The following is a 17,714-nucleotide window of genomic DNA, read 5'->3' on the forward strand; positions in this document are numbered from 1 at the left end:
AAAGCCAAAGCTCGTCGCCATCATCGCGACGGCCCGAAAACTCGTCACGATCCTCAATGCCGTCATCCGGGACCAACAACCATGGCGCGAACAAGACGCTTGACCACCAAGACAGTCGCTCACCCCTGCCCCTCTCCCATCCGGGAGAGGGGTTCCCCGAGCATGACGCCCTGGATCTGAGGAGAAACACCATGGATTTCGCCTATTCGGCCAGGGTCGAGGAACTGCGCGGCAGGCTGCAAGCCTTCATGGACGCCCATATCCAGCCGGCCGACGCCGCCTGGAAGCACGAGGTCGAGGCCGGGCGTTATCCGAGCGCGCTGATCGACGGCCTCAAGGCCAAGGCGAAGGCCGAAGGGCTGTGGAACCTCTTCCTGCCGGCGCTCAAGCCGGATGAGCCCGGCACGCGGCTGACCAATCTCGAATACGCCCCGCTCGCCGAGATCATGGGCCGGATCTACTGGTCGTCGGAGGTGTTCAACTGCAACGCCCCCGACACCGGCAACATGGAAATCCTGCATATGTTCGCGACGCAAGAGCAGCGCGAACGCTGGCTCGTGCCCCTGATGAACGGCGAGATCCGCTCCTGCGTCGGGATCACCGAGCCGGGCGTCGCCTCCTCCGACCCGACCAACCTGCAGACCACCATCATCCGCGACGGCGACCACCACGTGATCAATGGCCGCAAATGGTGGACGACCGGGGCGCTGCACCCGAAGGTGAAATTCTGCATCGTCATGGGCCTGTCCGATCCGCGCCCCGACGCCGATCCGCACAAGCGCCACAGCATGATCATCGTGCCGATGGATTCGCCCGGCCTCAGCGTGATGCGCAACCTGCCGCTGCTGAACCACTATTCGATCGAGGGCCATACCGAGACCGACTTCAGCGAGGTCAGGGTGCCGGCTGCGAATCTGCTCGGCGAGGAAGGAGCGGGCTTCGCCCTGGCGCAGGCGCGGCTCGGGCCGGGGCGCATCCACCATTGCATGCGCTCGATCGGCCAATGCGAGGTCGCGCTCGAGCTGATGGTCGAGCGCGCGCTGGAGCGAAAGGCCTTCGGCCGCAACCTTGCCGACTACGCCAATGTCCAGGACTGGATCGCCGAAGGGCGCATGGAGATCGACCAGGCCCGCCTGCTCTGCCTGCGCGCCGCCTGGATGATGGACAAGCACGGCAACAAGGCCGCCCGCACCGAGGTCTCCGCGATCAAGGTCGTGGCGACGCGCCTCCAGACCAAGCTCGCCGACCGCGCGATGCAGGTGTTCGGCGCCGGCGGGCTCTCCAACGATACCCCGCTCGCCTTCATCTACTCCTGGGGCCGGGCGCTGCGCTTCATCGACGGGCCGGACGAGGTCCACCTGCGCACCATCGCCCGCGCCGAGATCAAGAAGCGCAAGGAGAGCAACCGCAGCACCTTCGCGGAACAGGGCGTGGTGCGGCCCTGGGTGAAGGGGTAGCGGCAGCCATTCCGATCGACCGACCGCAACCTCTCAATCGGCCGCGACGGGCGGTCCGGCGAGCTGGACTGCGACCGTGCCGAACCAGCGCGTCTCGACCTCGAAGCGCACCGGCACAGGAAACTCGCCGCCCTCGCGCAGCGCGATCAGCACCGAGCCTTTCAAAGGCCGCATCGCCGCCTGGCGATCATCGTCATGCCGGAAGCCGGCGATCGTCCGGACGGTGAAGCCGCAGCGCAGCCCGCGGCCATTCAAGGTGCCCTGGTCGCTCACCTGCACTTTCGCCGACGAGGTCATGACCGCGACCGAGCGGCGGCGGCCGTCATAGATCGCCGTCGAGCCGTCGCAGCCTTCAGTCTCCGCCACCTTCTTGAGCATCCCGGCGACACCGGAGAGCGAGTCGACCGTGCCGCGGATCAGCTCGGGCGGGACGGCCTCGCGATCCTCGTTCGAGGGCTCCTGCCGCCGGATCGTCGGCACGCCGCGCTGATAGTGCAATTCGCTGACGTAAGTTCGGCCGCGCCATGAGCCGTTCGCTTGATAGAGCCGCGGCTCGGGGCCGCTGCGGCCCCAGCGGCCTTCCACCTTGCCGGATTGCTCGGCCGCCCCGACGAGCTGGGCCGCCCGGTAAGGGCGCGTGCGGATCTCGATGCGATAGCCGGCGCGATCCAGCATCGAGGTCACCTCGATCTCGCCGAGCGTGACCCCGCCCAGCACCGTGACATCGTAGCGAAGGCGCATCTCGCGCGCCGAGGCGGCCGAGGGCACGGCGCAAGCGAACGCCCCGGCGATCAGCGCGCTTGCCGCGATGGCCCTTGCCTGCCTCGATGCGATGCCGGTCAACCTCCCGCCGCGCTCGGGCATCGTCGCCTTCGCCGGGGAGGCTGCGTAGCCTCGCAGCCCCTCGGCGTCGTCGCTGTCGAAGTCGCGCCCGAGCATCCGCATCATCCCGCACAGGACCGGTCGGTCCCCTTCCCTCCGCGTGACCGCCCGGTGTCACAGTGCCGAGGCGATGTGCCGTTGTAGCGCGGACGACGAGAGCCCTGCCATGCACGAAGGCGCGACGGGTTACGGTCGCAGCCGCTCCAGCAACATGCCGCTGGGCTTCATCTCCTCCTGGCGCCGGCCCCTTGCCGCTGAGCAACTTCTTGCTTGCAGATGCTTACAGCTTCGACTTATCGGCGAGCTAGCTTAGCTAGAGTCCTGCCTTGCAGTGCCTCCGCAGCCTTATTTGTCGGTGAACAGACTTGGCTGAGGCGTTTCGTCATGCGGAGTTGGGGGTGCCTTGCTTTCTGAGGATGCCAAGGGGAGCGTGCTAGGCTTCCAAGCATCGGCAAATCGTTTCCGATCGACGTTTGCATAGTCTAGGAGCGCTCCAAGCATCGATTTGGTGGAGACGCTTAAGCCATCAAAAGTCGGCAGAGCGGCGGCATAGCAAGCCATTTCAAGCTCCCGCCCGGTTAGAAAGAGTTGGTCGGCTTTCAGCAGTTTGACGGCCTGGTCAGCAATGATCTCAGCAGGAATTCGTTCCAAATCCTTCGTAAGAGCCGTCTCCATCCCGCGGGCGGCTCCCTTGCCTCCCGGCGCATACTTTTCGATAAGAGCTATTGCTAGCTTTAGTGAGTACTGGCCTCGCTCGCTACTCAGTGCCCCAAGCCGAACCGCATCCAGAATAAGCTTCCGCCTTTCATCCATCGATCTGAAGGCCGCACTGACGCTGACATAGTCCAAACTTTCACACGCTAGAGCCGCTGCAAGATAGGCGAGGCGTCCAGCTGCTCTAGCTGGTTTCGAATTTGGATGATAACCCACCACCGCGGAAGCAAGGCGACTAAAGGCCTCCAAGGCCCGCACTGCTGACGGAGCACCAAACCCTTCGGAAAGAGATGAGAGAATATCGATCCTAGCGTTCTGAAAGTCCTTGTTCCGGAATTCTTTGTCGACTTCTTGCAGCTCGGCTATCAGCTGCTCATCGGCCATTCGCTCAGGGTACAAGATTGTCGTACTACTCTGAATCCGCCGTATATCGGTGCCATCGATCAGTTGCAGATCTAGCTTGCTCGCTATCGAGCGAAGGCTCGGCCTGCTATCGGTCGTCGCAACATAAGCGCCATCGACACCGAGAGTTTCCGCTAGCCCGCTAGTCCAGAAGATGCGCTCGACCGCTTTGGGTTTCTGCTTATACTTGATATCGCATATCTGGACGCGGCGAGAGGTTCCGGTTGGACGCTCGTATAGCCAAAGATCAACGTCAGTCAGATCTTCATCGGCCACCCGCAACGGTACGCCTCTGACCACGAAGAATCCCGCCCGTAGAAAGTAGGCACGTAGGATTTCTTCGAGCGCGAATCCCTTCGGAAGGACAGGCGTCTCGCTCATCGTAGGACACGCCCGCCACGAACGGCTTCAAGCACATCTCGGGTTGTTCTCTTGCTCAAAGCGCTCTGCTTCCTTCGCACGGTCACGCGGCTCTCTTCTGGGCCGACGTAGCCCGACATTGGCGCTCCCGGCAAATCACTCAGCGACTGCTCGTAAGCGTTGCCTTGGGTAAGGACTTGCAGCGCGAGATGCCCGACTTCCTTTTTCAGCAGCTTCATGAAAAAACGGCCGGGATTTTGTGGGTCCGCTCTCAATTGGACAACGCGATTCACCTCCAGCACTCGGTAGTCTTGGCCGATTGCGGTGGCAGGTCCAATTTCTCGGTCTGCAATCAGTTTCCCCAACAATGCCGGCAACATGCTGATCCGGCCTTGGGATGACGGACGCGACTTCATCCCATATGTGAGAGCCGCCACAAGCGACTTCGCCATATCAAAGCAATCGTCCACCATCGGGTCGACGAACTTATGGAACGCTGCAGGGGCAGTGACATAAACGTGGCTACCCTGCTCATTCGTCACTTGGTTGAGATCATAAACGCCAGCCGCGACAAGCTTCTCGAAAAGTGGCTTCGACAAAACGCCTTCCACATAGGCCGCAGCGAGACAACCGCTGCCACCGAGTTGTTCCCCGATCTCTGTGACAAGCTTCTGTTCCGGCAGAGTGAGTGAAGCTAAGACCTTCTGGGTCTTCTCGACTGAATCCCGCCTGAAGAGATTTCCATTGAAGAGCAGTCGATGCTCCCCCTCACCCTCCTTATCGACGAAGCCAATTGCCTCCGCTCGATCAAGAAAATCTTTGGTCTGATTGTCGGTGAGTTTATGCTCGTCACCGATTTTCTGAATGATATCGGACCTGCGAACAGGCGCCTCCGAGGCGATCTCAGCCAAACTGATTGACGCCTGCTCGTAAGGCGTTGGCTCGGCCTCCCGATACATTTCTGCAGCGTGACCAAGCGAGCCTCTCGTCGTAACACCGAGCACGGATACTTCATCGCTGGATTGCTGGATTAGTCGCTTCTTCTCCAACACCTGAAGCAGGCCGTTGAGCTCGTGCCTTGGGTTTAGCCCTGAGGCCACCGCTATCGCTTGGACTTCCTTCTTGGTGATGTTGATCTGATTCGCCTGACCGAGCTTAGTTAGCAGCGACGCCGCTTTTGCGGCTTCGTCAATCGCAGGAAACTCAGCCGGCCCGTTGGCATCGAGCACGAGCTTTCGACCGTGATGGATTACCCAAGCTCCAGTGAGTTCCTTTTTGCCGGCACCGTCCATTATCTATGTTCCCCAGCCACCCTCCGCACAACCTATGGTAAGCCAAGGGTACCAGCAACGGCATCTTGGGCAGGAGCCCCCATGTGATCACAGCTTTCGGAACAGGACAGCCCCGCCACGCTCTTAGGCATGACGGGGCTGTACTGAGGCAGACGCCAGCAGGGTACGGCTACCCGCCCCCCCGCCGGCTATCCACTAAGCCGCCTCAGCCATCTCCCCCTTCCCCTCCACCCCATGCTGCCTGAGCGGCTTGTTGCCCGACAACTTCCGCATCAGCACGTAGAACACCGGCGTCAGGAAGATGCCGAAGGCGGTGACGCCGATCATGCCGGCGAAGACCGCGATGCCCATTGCCTGGCGCATCTCGGCGCCCGCCCCGGTCGAGAGCACGAGGGGCACCACGCCCATGACGAAGGCGAGCGAGGTCATCAGGATTGGCCGCAGGCGCAGGCGGCTGGCCTCGATCGCGGCCTCGACCGGCGTCCTGCCCTCGAATTCGAGCTCACGCGCGAATTCGACGATCAGGATGGCGTTCTTGGCCGATAGTCCGACCAGGACGACGAGGCCGATCTGGGTGAAGACATTGTTGTCGCCACCGCTCCACCAGACGCCGGCCATCGCCGCCATCAGGCCCATCGGGATGATCAGCAGGATCGCGACCGGCAGGGTCAGGCTCTCATACTGCGCCGCCAGCACCAGGAAGACGAGCAGGATCGCGACCGGGAAGACGAGGAGCGCGGAGTTGCCGGCCAGGATCTCCTGATAGGTCAGCTCGGTCCATTCGAAGGCGAAGCCCTTGGGCAGGGTCTCGGCCGCGATGCGCTCGACCGCATCCTGCGCCTGGCCCGAGGAGAAGCCCGGGGCCGGGCCGGCATTGATGTCGGCGCTGAGGAAGCCGTTATAGCGCATCGCCCGTTCGGGGCCGGAATCGGTGCGCACGTTGAGCACGGCCGAGAGCGGCACCATCTCGCCCGAGTTCGAGCGGACCTTGAGCTTGCCGATGTCCTCCTGATAGGCGCGATAGGGCGCATCGGCCTGGACGCGCACCGTGTAGGTGCGGCCGAACTTGTTGAAGTCGTTCACATAGGACGAGCCGAGATAGATCTGCAGCGTCTCGAAGACATCGGTGACGGGAACGCCGAGCTGGCGCGCCTTGGTGCGGTCGATGTCGGCATAGAGCTGGGGCACGTTGACCTGGAAGCTCGAGAACATGCCGGCGAGCTCGGGCGCCACGGCGGCCTTGGCCATGAAGGCCTTGGTCGCCTCGTCGAGCGCCTTGTAGCCGAGGCCGGCGCGGTCCTCGATCTGCAGCTTGAAGCCGCCGATGGTGCCGAGGCCCTGGACCGGCGGCGGCGGGAACATCGCGATGAACGCCTCCTTGACGCCGGCGAACTCCTTGTTGAGCTGCATGGCGATGGCGTTGCCCGAGAGCTCGGGCGTCTTGCGCTGGTCGAAGGGCTTCAGGCCGACGAAGACGATGCCGGCATTGGACGAGTTGGTGAAGCCGTTGATCGACAGACCCGGGAACGAGATCGCGTTCTCGACGCCGGGATGCTTCAGCGCGATCGCGTCCATCTTGCGGATGACGTCCTCGGTGCGGTCGAGCGTCGCCGCGTCGGGCAGCTGCGCGAAGCCGACGAGGTACTGCTTGTCCTGGCCCGGCACGAAGCCTGACGGCACCTTCTGGAAGAGCACGACGGTCAGGCCGACGAGGCCGGCATAGACCACGAGCATCACCGTCTTGCGGCCGAGGATGCGGGTGACGCCGCCGCCATAGGCCTCCGAGGAGCGGTTGAAGAAGCGGTTGAAGCCGCGGAAGAACCAGCCGAACAGAAAGTCCATGCCGCGGGTCAGCGCATCCTTAGGCGCATCGTGGCCGCGCAGCAGCAATGCGGCGAGTGCCGGCGACAGCGTCAGGGAGTTGATCGCGGAGATCACCGTCGAGATCGCGATGGTGAGCGCGAACTGGCGGTAGAACTGGCCGGTCAGGCCGCTGATGAAGGCGAGCGGCACGAAGACCGCGACGAGGACGAGCGCGATCGCGATGATCGGGCCCGAGACCTCGCGCATCGCCTTGTAGGTGGCTTCGCGCGGCGACAGCCCGTTCTCGATATTGCGCTCGACATTCTCGACCACGACGATGGCGTCGTCGACGACGATGCCGATCGCCAGCACGAGGCCGAACAGCGAGAGCGCGTTGATCGAGAAGCCGAGCAGGTACATCACCGCGAAGGTGCCGACGACCGAGATCGGCACGGCGACGAGCGGGATGATCGAGGCACGCCAGGTCTGCAGGAAGACGATGACGACGAGCACGACGAGTGCGATCGCCTCGAGCAGCGTGGTGATCACCGCCTTGATCGAGGCGCGGACGAACTGGGTGGTGTCGTAGACGATCGAGTAGTCGACGCCCTCAGGCATGTTCTGCTTGATCTCGCGCATCGTCTCCTGGACGCGGTCGGCGATGGCGATGGCGTTCGAGTTCGGCGCCTGGAAAATCGGCACCGCGACGGCCGACTTGCCGTTGAGCAGCGAGCGCAGCGCGTAGTCGGCGGCGCCCAATTCGATGCGGGAGACGTCCTTCAGGCGGACGACCGCGCCGCTCGGGGCGGTCTTGACGATGATCTCGCCGAACTCCCCCTCGCTGGCGAGGCGGCCCTGCGCATTGACCGAAAGCTGCAGGTCGAGCCCCGGCCCGCTCGGCGAGGCGCCGATGACGCCGGCCGCGGCCTGGACGTTCTGGGCGCGGATCTCGCGCACGATGTCGGAGGGCGAGAGGGCGTGCTCGGCGACCTTCTGCGGGTCGAGCCAGACGCGCATGGAATAGTCGCCCGAGCCGAAGAGCTGGACCTGGCCGACGCCGTCGATGCGCGCCAGCCGGTCCTTGACGTTGAGGACGGCGTAGTTGCGCAGATAGGTCATGTCATAGCGGCCGTTCGGCGAGGTGATGTGCACCACCATCGTCAGGTCCGGCGAGCTCTTGATGGTGGTGACGCCGAGGCGGCGCACCTCCTCGGGCAGGCGGGGTTCCGCCTGGCTGACCCGGTTCTGCACCAGCTGCTGGGCCTTGTCCGGGTCGGTGCCGAGCTTGAAGGTGACGTTCAGCGTCATCACGCCGTCGGTCGTCGCCTGGCTCGACATGTAGAGCATGCCCTCGACGCCATTGATCTGCTCCTCGATCGGCGTCGCGACGGTCTCGGCGATGACGCGCGGATTGGCGCCGGGATATTGCGCGCGCACCACCACGGTCGGCGGCACGACCTCGGGATATTCCGAGATCGGCAGCGCCCGCAGCGCCAGCAGGCCGGCGAGGAAGATCAGGACAGAGAGGACGCCGGCGAAAATCGGCCGGTCGATGAAGAACTTCGAGAGGTTCATAGGGGTGCCCCTTCAAGGCGGCTGCCCCGCCGGTCCCGAAGCGGCCGGCGGGGCGATAGAACTGGGAAAGGCTGGCGCGCTTTAGCGCTGCGCGAGCTCTGTCGTGGACTTCTTCAGCTCGGAACGCTCGGCCATCGGCACCTGCTCGGGGGCGACGGTGGCGCCCGGGCGGATGCGCTGCAGGCCGTTGACGACGATCTGCTCGCCGGCTTCCAGCCCGCTGGTGACGATGCGGAGCCCTTCGGCGGCCGTGCCGAGCGTGACCTCGCGCCAGACCGCCTTGTGGTCCTTGCCGACGACGAAGACGAACTTCTTGTTCTGGTCGGTGCCGACGGCGCGCTCGTTGATGACCAGCGCCGGCTCGGACTTCGCCTGGCCCATGCGCAGGCGCACGAACTGGCCGGGCATCAGCGCGCCGTCAGGATTGTCGAAGATCGCCCGGACGCGGACCGTGCCGGTCGCGGCGTCGATGCCGTTGTCGACGAAGTTGAGATAGCCGGAGACCGGCGCAGCCTCGTTCGTCGCGGTGGTCATCTGCACCGGGATGCGCTTCAGATCGCGCGGCTTGCCCGGCTCGACCGGCAGGGTCGCCAGCGCCTTGAGCAGCGAGCCTTCGTCGGCGTTGAAGCCGGCATAGACCGGATCGACCGAGACCAGCGTCGTCAGCAGCGGCGCAGCGGCGCCGGCGGCGACGAGATTGCCGACGGTGACTTCCAGTCGGCCGATGCGGCCGCCGATCGGGGCGCGGATCTGGGTGTAGTCCAGATTCAGCCTCGCCGACTGCAGGGCGGCGCGGATCGCACGCTCGTTCGCCTGCGCCTCGCGGAGCGCGTTCAGCCTGGTGTCGAGGTCGCGTTGCGAGACGTTCTGCGTCGACATCAGCTTCTGGCCGCGCTCATGCTCGCCCGCGGCGAGCGCAACGCGCGCCTCGGCGGCGAGCAATTGCGCCTGAGCCCGCTCGAACTCGGCCTGATAAGGTGCCTGGTCGATGCTGACGAGCAGATCGCCCTGCTTGACCAGCGCGCCTTGCGAGAAGTGCACCTGCTCGACCACGCCGGAAACACGTGAGCGGATCTCGACGCGCTCGATCGCCTCAAGCCGGCCGGAGAATTCGGCCCAGGCGACCAGCGCGCGCTGCTCGACCAGCGCGACGGATACCGGAGTCGCCGGCGGTGCGGCGGGGGCGGTATCGCCCTGCGCCTTGCCCGAGCCATTGACGGCGACGGCGAGCGCCGCGAGCGAGACGCCGGCGGCGAGAGTGACGCCCAACAGGACGTGACGGATCGTTCCCTGAATCATGGGTTCATTCCTTGCTCAAAAGAGAAAAGTCGGAAGGCGAGCGGCTGCAGCGCGCTAGGGCGGAGCGGTCGCGGTGAAGAACTCGCTGATGTGATGACAGGCCGCGCAGAGGCAGGAGCCGTCGCACGGGCCCTCGGCGAAAGCGTCCGGCCAGCGGCTCGGCGCGCCAACGACGCGGATGGTGGTATCGACGCCGGCCGCCTTCAGCCGGCCGGCATAAGTGATGCTCTCGTCGCGCAACAGGTCGTCCTCGGCCGTGACGATCAGGGCCGGGGCAAGACCGGAGAGCCGCGCGGCATTGACCGGCGCGGCATAGGGATGCGCGGCCTTCTCAGGCGAGCCGAGATAGGCGTGCCAGCCATCGGCCCAGCGGCAGCCGACCGGCCCAGCCTCGGCGTTGCGGAAGGAATAGGTGCCGAGGCAGGAATCGAGCATCGGCGAGAACAGGATCTGGCCGGCGAGCGCCGGGCCGTGCCGGTCGCGCGCCATCATGGCAAGCGCAGCGGCGAGGTTGCCGCCGGCCTCCTCGCCCGCCACATAGAGGGGCGCGTGCTTGCCGACCCAGCGCGCCTTGTCGCGGGCAATCTTTTCCAGCGCCGCATAGGTCGCCTCAAGCGCCTGCGGAAACGGATTGGCGGGCGCCAGCGGGTAAGGCAGCGAGATCACGATCGCACCGGCCTCGGCCAGCGTGGTCGCGACGGCCTCCCCCGAGGCCAGCGTGCCGGTGTCGAAGGTGCCGCCATGCAGATGGACGACGAGGCCAGCCTCATCCGGCACTGCCGTCGGAGCATAGAGCCGGCCAGCGAGCTTCTCGCGCCCGGCTTGCACGCTCTGCTCGCGCCAGAAGACGGCGCGGCGATAGCGGCTTTCGGGGATGGAGGGAGCGAGCATGACGGGGGCGACTGACGAATGTTGCGGTGCGTCATGATTTAGGTGATGCTGTTCCTTAATAAACCGCCGATCTGCTCCTACATTATTTCTGTACGGAAACAATCGCTGCATCGTCCGAGGATTGCGATGGACCAGCTCACTGCCATGCGCGCCTTCGTGCGCGTCGTCGAAGTCGGCACCTTTACCCGTGCGGCGCAGCTGCTCGACCTGCCCAAGCCAACGGTGACCAAACTGATCCAGCAGCTCGAGGGGCATTTGCGGGCGCAATTGCTCAACCGCACGACGCGGCGAGTCACCGTGACCATGGACGGCGCCGCCTATTACGAGCGGGCGCTGCGCGTCCTCGGCGAGATCGACGAACTCGACCAGAGCATGACTTCTTCGCAGGCGCGTCCGAGCGGGCGCCTCAGGATCGATGTCAGCGTGCCGCTCGCGACCGACATCATCCTGCCGGCGCTGCCGCAATTCCTGGCGCGCTATCCCGAGATTCAGATCGACATGGGGCTGTCCGACCGGCCTGCCGACCTGGTCGGCGAGAATCTCGACCTCGCCGTGCGTGCGGGTGCGATCGACGACCAAAGCCTGATCGCCCGCCGCATCGGCCAGATGATGCTGATCACCTGCGCGACGCCGGACTATCTGGCCAAGCACGGCACGCCGCGGCATCCGCGCGACCTGGAGAATGGCCACCTCGCCGTCGGCTATCGCCGCGCCGGCACCAGCCGCATCCTGCCCTTCACCTTCGCCGGCACCAGCGAGACCATCGAGATCCACGGCAACTATGCGATCTCGCTGAACGAGGGTACCGGCTATCTCGCCGCCGGACTCGCCGGGATGGGCATCATGCAGGTACCGACCTTCATGGCCATGGCACACATCGCCGCCGGCCGGCTCGTGCCGGTCCTGACCGACTGGTGCACCGCGCCGAAGCCGCTGCACATCATCTATCCGCCGAACCGGCACCTCTCGAACAAGGTGCGAGTCTTCGTCGACTGGCTGGCGGAGATCTTCGCCGCGAACGATCTGCTCCAGCGCAAGCCGGACCTGCCCTCCGGGGAGAGCGTGGCGGCGTGAGGACTACGCGCCGTCATCCCGGCCGAAGCGAAGCGGAGCGCCGGGATCCATCATAGGGGGCTGCGCTCTACGATGGATTCCGGAGCTGCGCCGCTGACGCAGCTGGTCCGGAATGACGACGCAGTGGTTCCATCGCGGGAATATGTGCCTTACTCAAATGCGCCGGCTTTCGCCGCGCGCCCGTCCACCAGCCAGGTCCGCCCGATGTCCCGCAGCGTCCGCGACAAGCTCGAAGCCAACCTTGCCCGCATCGGCGACGGCGCCCCGGTCTTCACCAAGCTGCTGCTCGACACGGCGCGCGCCGAGGCCGACGCCGCCGATCGCCGGCGCGGGGCCGGCCTCGAGCTCAGCCCGATCGACGGCACCATCGTCTCGGTCAAGGACCTGCTCGACGTGAAGGGCGTGACGACCTGGGCCGGCTCCAGCGCGTTGAAAGGCGCAGCCCCGGCAGTTCAGGACGCGCCTTCGGTCGCCCGACTGCGCCGGGCCGGTGCAGTGATCATCGGCAAGACCAATATGAGCGAGTTCGCCTTCTCCGGTATCGGCCTCAACGCCACCTTCGGCACGCCGGGCAGCGCGCTCGACAAGACCCGCATCCCCGGCGGCTCCTCCTCCGGCGCAGCGGTCTCGGTGGCTGAAGGCACCTCCGAACTGACCGTCGGTACCGATACCGGTGGCTCCTGTCGCATCCCCGCCGCCTTCAACGGCATCACCGGGATGAAGCCGACGCACAACACGGTTCCGGCCGAGGGCTGCTTCCCGCTGGCGCCGAGCCTCGATTCGATCGGCCCGCTGGCGAAGGACGTCGCCGGCTGCGCAAGGCTGCTGTCGGTGCTGGCCGACCGGCCCTTCCTGCTTGAAGACGGCATGTCCGCCGGCCGCATCCGTCTCGGCGTGGCGCGCGGCGGCTTCCTGGCCGAGGCAGATCCTTCCGTCGCCAGGGCCTATGAGGCGGCGATCGAGCGCGTGACGCGGCTCGGCATCGCGGTCGAGCCGGTCGACTTCGACGGGCTCTACAAGGAGATGTTCGCGATCGGCCCGGTGCCGCTCGTCACGGTCGAGGCTTCTGCGGTGCATCGCGACCTGATGGCCAGCAACGGCGACGCTTATGACCGGCGCGTCGCGGCGCGCATCGCCATCGGCGTGCCCTGCAAGGCGTCCGACTACATCATCGCGATGGAGAGGCGCCGGGCGCTGATCGCAAGGCTCGCTGCCCAGCTCGACGGGCTCGACGGTTTCCTGGCGCCGACCGTGCCGATCGAGGCGCCGATGATCGCCGCGATGGAGGCCCATGACGAGGCCTTCCACACGGCCAACCGCCTGATCCTGCGCAATCCCGCCTTCGGCAACCTGTTCGACCTGTGCTCGATCTCGCTGCCGATGTCGCTCGGCGACAAGCTGTCGGGCGGGCTGATGCTGAGCGCCGTCGCCGGGCGCGACCGGCAATTGCTCAACCTCGCCAAGCTGATCGAGCCGGCCGCAGCGGGACACTGAACCCGCTCGGCTTGACAAGTTCTCCGGATGTAGGCCCTTCACGGACCATGATCGCACGCAGCCTTCACGGATCGCTCCCCGCCGCCCTTGCGGCCGCGGGTGGCTGCGCGCGCCTCTCCGGCCGAGGTTGACGGCAGCGCGTCGCGCGCCTCGCTCTCGGCCCCAAAACTCATCCCTGATCGAAGGGCCGCCCTCGCCGGCGGCGTCATGCCATGCTCGACCGCACCAGCGTGCTCACCCTCTCCTGCCCCGACCGCCCGGGGATCGTCGCCGCCGTCTCGACCCTGCTGTTCGAGGCCGGCTGCAACATCCTCGACGCCCAGCAATATGACGACACCGAAACCGGTCGCTTCTTCATGCGCGTCGTCTTCGTGCGCCTCGACGGCGCACAGCCGCAGGAGGCCATCGCCGCCGGCATCGAGGCGCTCGCCCAGCGCTTTTCCATGACCATCAATCTCAGCGAGCGGGCCAAGAAGAAGCGCGTGCTGCTGCTGGTCTCGAAGTTCGATCATTGCCTGGTCGACCTGATCTATCGCTGGCGGATCGGCGAACTGCCGATGGAGATCGCAGCAATCGTCTCCAACCATGAGCGTGCCGCCATCGCTTCGACCGATATCGGCGACCTGCCCTTCCACCATCTGCCGGTGACGCGCCAGACCAAGATGGAACAGGAAGCGGAGATCTGGCGGATCGTGCAGGAGAGCAAGACCGACCTCGTCGTGCTCGCCCGCTACATGCAGATCCTCTCGGACGGGCTCTCGGCCAAGCTCGCCGGGCGCTGCATCAACATTCACCACTCGTTCCTGCCGGGCTTCAAGGGCGCCAAGCCCTATCACCAGGCGCATGAGCGCGGGGTGAAGCTGATCGGCGCGACAGCGCACTACGTCACGCCGGACCTCGACGAGGGGCCGATCATCGAGCAGGACGTCGAGCGCATCAGCCATCGCGATACGCCGGACGACCTCGTCCGCAAGGGCCGCGACATCGAGCGGCGCGTGCTGGCGCGGGCCGTCTCGCACCATCTCGAAGACCGCATCGTGCTCAACGGCAAGAAGACGGTGGTGTTCACCGATTGAGGGGTGCGGCCTGTCCCCTCGCCCAGTGCGGATTCCTCTGCGAAAGGCTGGTCGCCCTCGCTCCTCCCTTCCCCCTTGTGGGGAAGGGTTGGGGATGGGGGGCGAACGACCGGGCGCAAGGCGACTCGTAGAAGCGGATCATCCTAGTTTCCCGCGAATTCGTTTTGACTTTACGCCCCCCACCCCTGCCCCTCCCCACAAGGGGGAGGGGTTTCGCCTCCCACGTGTTTCGCAGAGGCATCCGCAAGGGGAGAAGGGGAGAAAGCACGAGCGCGGCGGCCCGTTACGCCCTCACCTCCCCGAGTGACCAGGGCAGTTCCTCGCCGCCGCGGAAGACGACGACGTCCTCCTCGCCGACCGCGATGGCGGGCGAGACCCGGCAGGGCCGCTTCTCCAGCGTGACCGTGCCTTCGTTCAGCGGCAGACCGTAAAAGCGCGCGCCGTTCAGCGAGGCAAAGGCCTCGAAATGATCCAGCGCGCCCTCCTCGTCGAAGACCTGGACATAGGTCTGCAAGGCAGTGGCGCCGCCGAAGACGCCGGCCGAGCAGCATTCAGCCTGCTTGGCTGAGCGCAGATGCGGGGCGGTGTCGGTGCCGATGAAGAAGTTGCCGTCGCCTGACGTCGCAGCCTTGCGCAGAGCGAGACGATGGCGCTCGCGCTTGGCGACCGGCAGGCAGTAGAGATGCGGTCTCAAGCCCCCCTGGAAGATCGAGGTCCGGTTGATGATCAGGTGGTGCGGCGTGATCGTGCCGGCAGCCCGTCCGGCATGGGCGCGCACGAGATCGACCGTCTCGGCGGTGGTGACGTGCTCGACCACGACCTTCAAGCCCTGATGCCGCTTCAGCAGCGGCAGCATCTCCTGCTCCATGAACACCGCCTCGCGGTCGAAGATGTCGACGGCGGGATCGGTCGCCTCACCATGGACGAGGACCGGCATGCCGATATTCTCCATCCGCTCCAGCACCGGGGCGAGCTTCGGAATGCTGGTGACGCCGTGATGGGCGTTGGTGGTGGCGCCGGCCGGGTAGAGCTTGGCGGCGGCCCAGACGCCCTCCCTGAAGCCGCGCTCGATCTCGCCCGGATCCGTCGTATCGGTGAGATAGCAGGTCATCAGCGGGGTGAAGTCGCTGCCCTCGGGCCGCGCGGCGAGGATGCGCTCGCGATAGCTGCTGGCGGCATCGACGCTGGTCACTGGTGGGACCAGGTTCGGCATGATGATGCCGCGTTTGAACTGGGTCGCGGTGAAGGGCAGTACCGCCTTGAGCATGGCGCCGTCGCGCAAATGCACGTGCCAGTCGTCCGGACGGCGGATCGTCAGCGTCTCGAAGCTGCCGGCGACCTGGGCCTCACTGCTGCCGAAGAGTTCCGTGACGCTCATGCCCTGCCCCTGTGGTCTTCGCGGCGCGAATCCGCCGCTTCTCCATAGCGCCGTTTTTCCTATGTCGGCCATGTCTGAGATGCAGGTCGACATCATCCGTCATTCCGGACAAGCCGCGAAGCGGCGCAGCTCCGGAATCCATCGTAGGGCTTGATGCTCTACGATGGATTCCGGCACGCCGCTTCGCTGCGGCCGGAATGACGAATTGGAAAGGGACGTTGCTTGTGCAAGGCGCGCGGCGGGGATTGACCTTCACCGGCAACCTGTCGAGAAGGGGCCCGTTTGCGAATTTGATCAGAGCCGCGCCAACGCCTGCAAACGGCGAAGGCTGGCGCGCGCTGGCCCTGGAGAACCAGACCATGCCCAATCTCTACATGCCGGTCGACCGGGAGACCATCGCGCTCGAAGCGGCCAAGATGCTGCTCGAAATCAAGGCGGTCCACTTCTACAGCGACAAGCCCTTCATCTTCACCTCGGGCTGGGCCAGCCCGGTCTATATCGACTGCCGCAAGATCATCTCCTTCCCGCGGCTGCGCTCCTCGCTGATCGACTTTGCGGCGACCACCATCGTGCGCGATATCGGCTATGAATCGATCGACATCGTCGCCGGCGGCGAGACGGCCGGCATCCCCTTCGCTGCCTGGATCTCCGACCGGCTCTCGCTGCCGATGCAGTATGTCCGCAAGAAGCCCAAGGGCTTCGGCCGCAATGCCCAGATCGAAGGCGAGGTGGTCGAGGGCGCGCGCACGCTGCTGGTCGAGGATCTCGCCACCGATGGCGGCAGCAAGGTCAATTTCTGCAAGGCGCTGCGCGACGCCGGCGCCAAGGTCGATCACTGCTTCGTGCTGTTCTACTACGACATCTTCCCGCAGGGGCGCGCGATGATGCAGGAGATCGGCGTCGGCCTGCACTATCTCACCACCTGGTGGGACGTGCTCAAGGTCGCCAAGGCGAGCGGCCATTTCGAGCCGAAGGTGTTGGACGAGGTCGAGAGCTTCCTCAACGAGCCGGCCAAGTGGTCGGCCGCCCATGGCGGCATCTCGGACTTCAACCAGGCCAAGACCGGCTGAGACGAAATTTGGCAGGGCGGCGGGCGACAAGCCCGCTGCCTCAAAACTTCGGCGGCCGCCGCGCGAAGAAGGCGGCGATGCCCTCGCGGAAATCCGCTGTGCCGGCATTGGCGACGAAGGCCTTTTTCTCCAGCTCGAGCTGTTCGTCGAACGAGCCAAGCGTCGCAGCCTGGACCAGCGCCTTGCTCGCCCCTTGCGCACCGACACTGCCGCGAGCAAGCTTCTCCGCCATGGCCCGCGCGGTCTCCATCAGCTCGCCATTCGGCACGATCCGACTGATGAGGCCGAGCCGGAGCGCGCTCTCGGCATCCACCGCCTCGTTGAGCAGGACGAATTCCAATGCCCGGCGCGGGCCGAGCAATTGCGTCAGCGTCCAGGTCGTGCCGCCATCGGGGCTGGTGCCGAGCTTGGTGTAGGCCGAGAGGAAGCTCGCATCCTGCGCCGCCACGACGAGGTCGCAGGCGAAGGCGAGCCCGACGCCGCCGCCGGCGACCGGTCCCTGCACCGCCGCGATCACCGGCTGTGGCATCGCCTTGATCAGGCGCATCAGCGTGTGGAAGCGGTCGATCAGCAGTGTCGCGGTCTGCGGCGCGCCGGGAAGATCGGCCTGGAAGCGGGCGAGATCGCCGCCCGCCATGAAGGAACGCCCTGTCCCGGCCAGGATGACGGCGCGGATCGATGCGTCGGCGGCGAGTCCCGAGAAGGCCGCGACCAAGGCATCGGCCATCGCCTCGTCAAGGACGTTGAGCACCTTGGGACGGTTCATGGTCACGGTCAGCACCGGGCCATGCCGCTCCGTGATCACCACCTCGCCTGCCGGATCGCTCATCACGTCACCTCTCGCCGTCAAAGCTCAAATTACCTCGTCATTCCGGCTGGAGCGAAGCGGAACGCCGGAATCCATCGTAGAGCTCCAGAGCCCTCCGATGGATCCCGGAGCTGCGCGG

The 17,714-nt window shown here is 65.6% G+C and carries 13 protein-coding genes and 1 pseudogene; 6 read left to right on the top strand and 8 right to left on the bottom strand.

Annotated features, from left to right (window positions below):
• Positions 1-103: pseudogene (locus tag B6S44_RS16405) on the top strand (IS110 family transposase); the annotation flags it as partial.
• Positions 104-191: 88 nt separating this feature from the next.
• On the top strand, positions 192-1,457 hold the full coding sequence (locus tag B6S44_RS16410; protein WP_129157968.1) for an acyl-CoA dehydrogenase family protein: 1,266 nt from the start codon (positions 192-194) through the stop codon (positions 1,455-1,457).
• A 33-nt stretch (positions 1,458-1,490) separates the two neighbouring features.
• Here the strand turns inward: B6S44_RS16410 and B6S44_RS16415 are convergent, their stop codons facing one another.
• The 6 genes from B6S44_RS16415 to B6S44_RS16440 form a co-directional block, all read right to left on the bottom strand.
• Positions 1,491-2,396: a DUF3108 domain-containing protein gene (locus B6S44_RS16415; protein WP_164985856.1), complete on the bottom strand. Its 906-nt coding sequence runs from the start codon at positions 2,394-2,396 to the stop codon at positions 1,491-1,493.
• A gap of 288 nt (positions 2,397-2,684) precedes the next feature.
• Positions 2,685-3,836 carry a hypothetical protein gene (locus tag B6S44_RS16420; RefSeq protein ID WP_129157970.1) on the bottom strand — a complete coding sequence of 384 codons (1,152 nt, stop codon included), beginning with the start codon at positions 3,834-3,836 and terminating at the stop codon, positions 2,685-2,687.
• Positions 3,833-5,107, bottom strand: coding sequence for a hypothetical protein (locus tag B6S44_RS16425; RefSeq protein ID WP_129157971.1), 1,275 nt, complete (start codon positions 5,105-5,107; stop codon positions 3,833-3,835). Before B6S44_RS16425 ends, B6S44_RS16420 begins: the two co-directional genes overlap by 4 nt.
• Positions 5,108-5,302: 195 nt before the next feature.
• Positions 5,303-8,485 carry an efflux RND transporter permease subunit gene (locus B6S44_RS16430; protein WP_129157972.1) on the bottom strand — a complete coding sequence of 1,061 codons (3,183 nt, stop codon included), beginning with the start codon at positions 8,483-8,485 and terminating at the stop codon, positions 5,303-5,305.
• An 81-nt stretch (positions 8,486-8,566) separates the two neighbouring features.
• Entirely contained in the window at positions 8,567-9,784 is a 1,218-nt protein-coding gene (locus tag B6S44_RS16435) for an efflux RND transporter periplasmic adaptor subunit (RefSeq protein WP_129157973.1), read from the bottom strand.
• A gap of 54 nt (positions 9,785-9,838) precedes the next feature.
• Positions 9,839-10,675, bottom strand: a complete 837-nt coding sequence (locus tag B6S44_RS16440; RefSeq protein ID WP_129157974.1) for an alpha/beta hydrolase fold domain-containing protein — start codon at positions 10,673-10,675, stop codon at positions 9,839-9,841.
• Positions 10,676-10,801: 126 nt separating this feature from the next.
• Here B6S44_RS16440 and B6S44_RS16445 point away from each other — a divergent pair, with 126 nt between their 5' ends.
• The 3 genes from B6S44_RS16445 to purU all read left to right on the top strand — a co-directional run bounded on the left by B6S44_RS16445 (position 10,802) and on the right by purU (position 14,319).
• On the top strand, positions 10,802-11,749 hold the full coding sequence (locus B6S44_RS16445) for a LysR family transcriptional regulator (RefSeq protein WP_129157975.1): 948 nt from the start codon (positions 10,802-10,804) through the stop codon (positions 11,747-11,749).
• Positions 11,750-11,953: 204 nt separating this feature from the next.
• On the top strand, positions 11,954-13,243 hold the full coding sequence (locus tag B6S44_RS16450; RefSeq protein ID WP_129157976.1) for an amidase: 1,290 nt from the start codon (positions 11,954-11,956) through the stop codon (positions 13,241-13,243).
• 212 nt (positions 13,244-13,455) lie between these two features.
• Positions 13,456-14,319, top strand: a complete 864-nt coding sequence (purU, locus tag B6S44_RS16455; RefSeq protein WP_129157977.1) for a formyltetrahydrofolate deformylase — start codon at positions 13,456-13,458, stop codon at positions 14,317-14,319.
• 283 nt (positions 14,320-14,602) lie between these two features.
• Here the strand turns inward: purU and pyrC are convergent, their stop codons facing one another.
• Positions 14,603-15,697, bottom strand: a complete 1,095-nt coding sequence (gene pyrC, locus B6S44_RS16460) for a dihydroorotase (protein WP_129157978.1) — start codon at positions 15,695-15,697, stop codon at positions 14,603-14,605.
• A 359-nt stretch (positions 15,698-16,056) separates the two neighbouring features.
• On the opposite strand from pyrC, the gene B6S44_RS16465 reads away from it, so the two are divergent.
• Positions 16,057-16,767 carry an orotate phosphoribosyltransferase gene (locus B6S44_RS16465; protein ID WP_129157979.1) on the top strand — a complete coding sequence of 237 codons (711 nt, stop codon included), beginning with the start codon at positions 16,057-16,059 and terminating at the stop codon, positions 16,765-16,767.
• A 40-nt stretch (positions 16,768-16,807) separates the two neighbouring features.
• Here the strand turns inward: B6S44_RS16465 and B6S44_RS16470 are convergent, their stop codons facing one another.
• Positions 16,808-17,596: an enoyl-CoA hydratase/isomerase family protein gene (locus B6S44_RS16470; protein WP_129157980.1), complete on the bottom strand. Its 789-nt coding sequence runs from the start codon at positions 17,594-17,596 to the stop codon at positions 16,808-16,810.
• Positions 17,597-17,714: the final 118 nt, after the last annotated feature.

The organism is Allobosea sp. Tri-44 (assembly GCF_004123845.1).
Taxonomy (GTDB): domain Bacteria; phylum Pseudomonadota; class Alphaproteobacteria; order Rhizobiales; family Beijerinckiaceae; genus Allobosea.

What these genes read in the sequence shown, in the direction of transcription:
- B6S44_RS16410 (WP_129157968.1), top strand. Translation starts at nt 192, where the DNA reads ATGGATTTCGCCTATTCGGCCAGGGTCGAGGAACTGCGCGGCAGGCTG.
- B6S44_RS16415 (WP_164985856.1), bottom strand. Translation starts at nt 2,396, where the DNA reads ATGCTCGGGCGCGACTTCGACAGCGACGACGCCGAGGGGCTGCGAGGC.
- B6S44_RS16420 (WP_129157970.1), bottom strand. Translation starts at nt 3,836, where the DNA reads ATGAGCGAGACGCCTGTCCTTCCGAAGGGATTCGCGCTCGAAGAAATC.
- B6S44_RS16425 (WP_129157971.1), bottom strand. Translation starts at nt 5,107, where the DNA reads ATGGACGGTGCCGGCAAAAAGGAACTCACTGGAGCTTGGGTAATCCAT.
- B6S44_RS16430 (WP_129157972.1), bottom strand. Translation starts at nt 8,485, where the DNA reads ATGAACCTCTCGAAGTTCTTCATCGACCGGCCGATTTTCGCCGGCGTC.
- B6S44_RS16435 (WP_129157973.1), bottom strand. Translation starts at nt 9,784, where the DNA reads ATGATTCAGGGAACGATCCGTCACGTCCTGTTGGGCGTCACTCTCGCC.
- B6S44_RS16440 (WP_129157974.1), bottom strand. Translation starts at nt 10,675, where the DNA reads ATGCTCGCTCCCTCCATCCCCGAAAGCCGCTATCGCCGCGCCGTCTTC.
- B6S44_RS16445 (WP_129157975.1), top strand. Translation starts at nt 10,802, where the DNA reads ATGGACCAGCTCACTGCCATGCGCGCCTTCGTGCGCGTCGTCGAAGTC.
- B6S44_RS16450 (WP_129157976.1), top strand. Translation starts at nt 11,954, where the DNA reads ATGTCCCGCAGCGTCCGCGACAAGCTCGAAGCCAACCTTGCCCGCATC.
- purU (WP_129157977.1), top strand. Translation starts at nt 13,456, where the DNA reads ATGCTCGACCGCACCAGCGTGCTCACCCTCTCCTGCCCCGACCGCCCG.
- pyrC (WP_129157978.1), bottom strand. Translation starts at nt 15,697, where the DNA reads ATGAGCGTCACGGAACTCTTCGGCAGCAGTGAGGCCCAGGTCGCCGGC.
- B6S44_RS16465 (WP_129157979.1), top strand. Translation starts at nt 16,057, where the DNA reads ATGCCCAATCTCTACATGCCGGTCGACCGGGAGACCATCGCGCTCGAA.
- B6S44_RS16470 (WP_129157980.1), bottom strand. Translation starts at nt 17,596, where the DNA reads ATGAGCGATCCGGCAGGCGAGGTGGTGATCACGGAGCGGCATGGCCCG.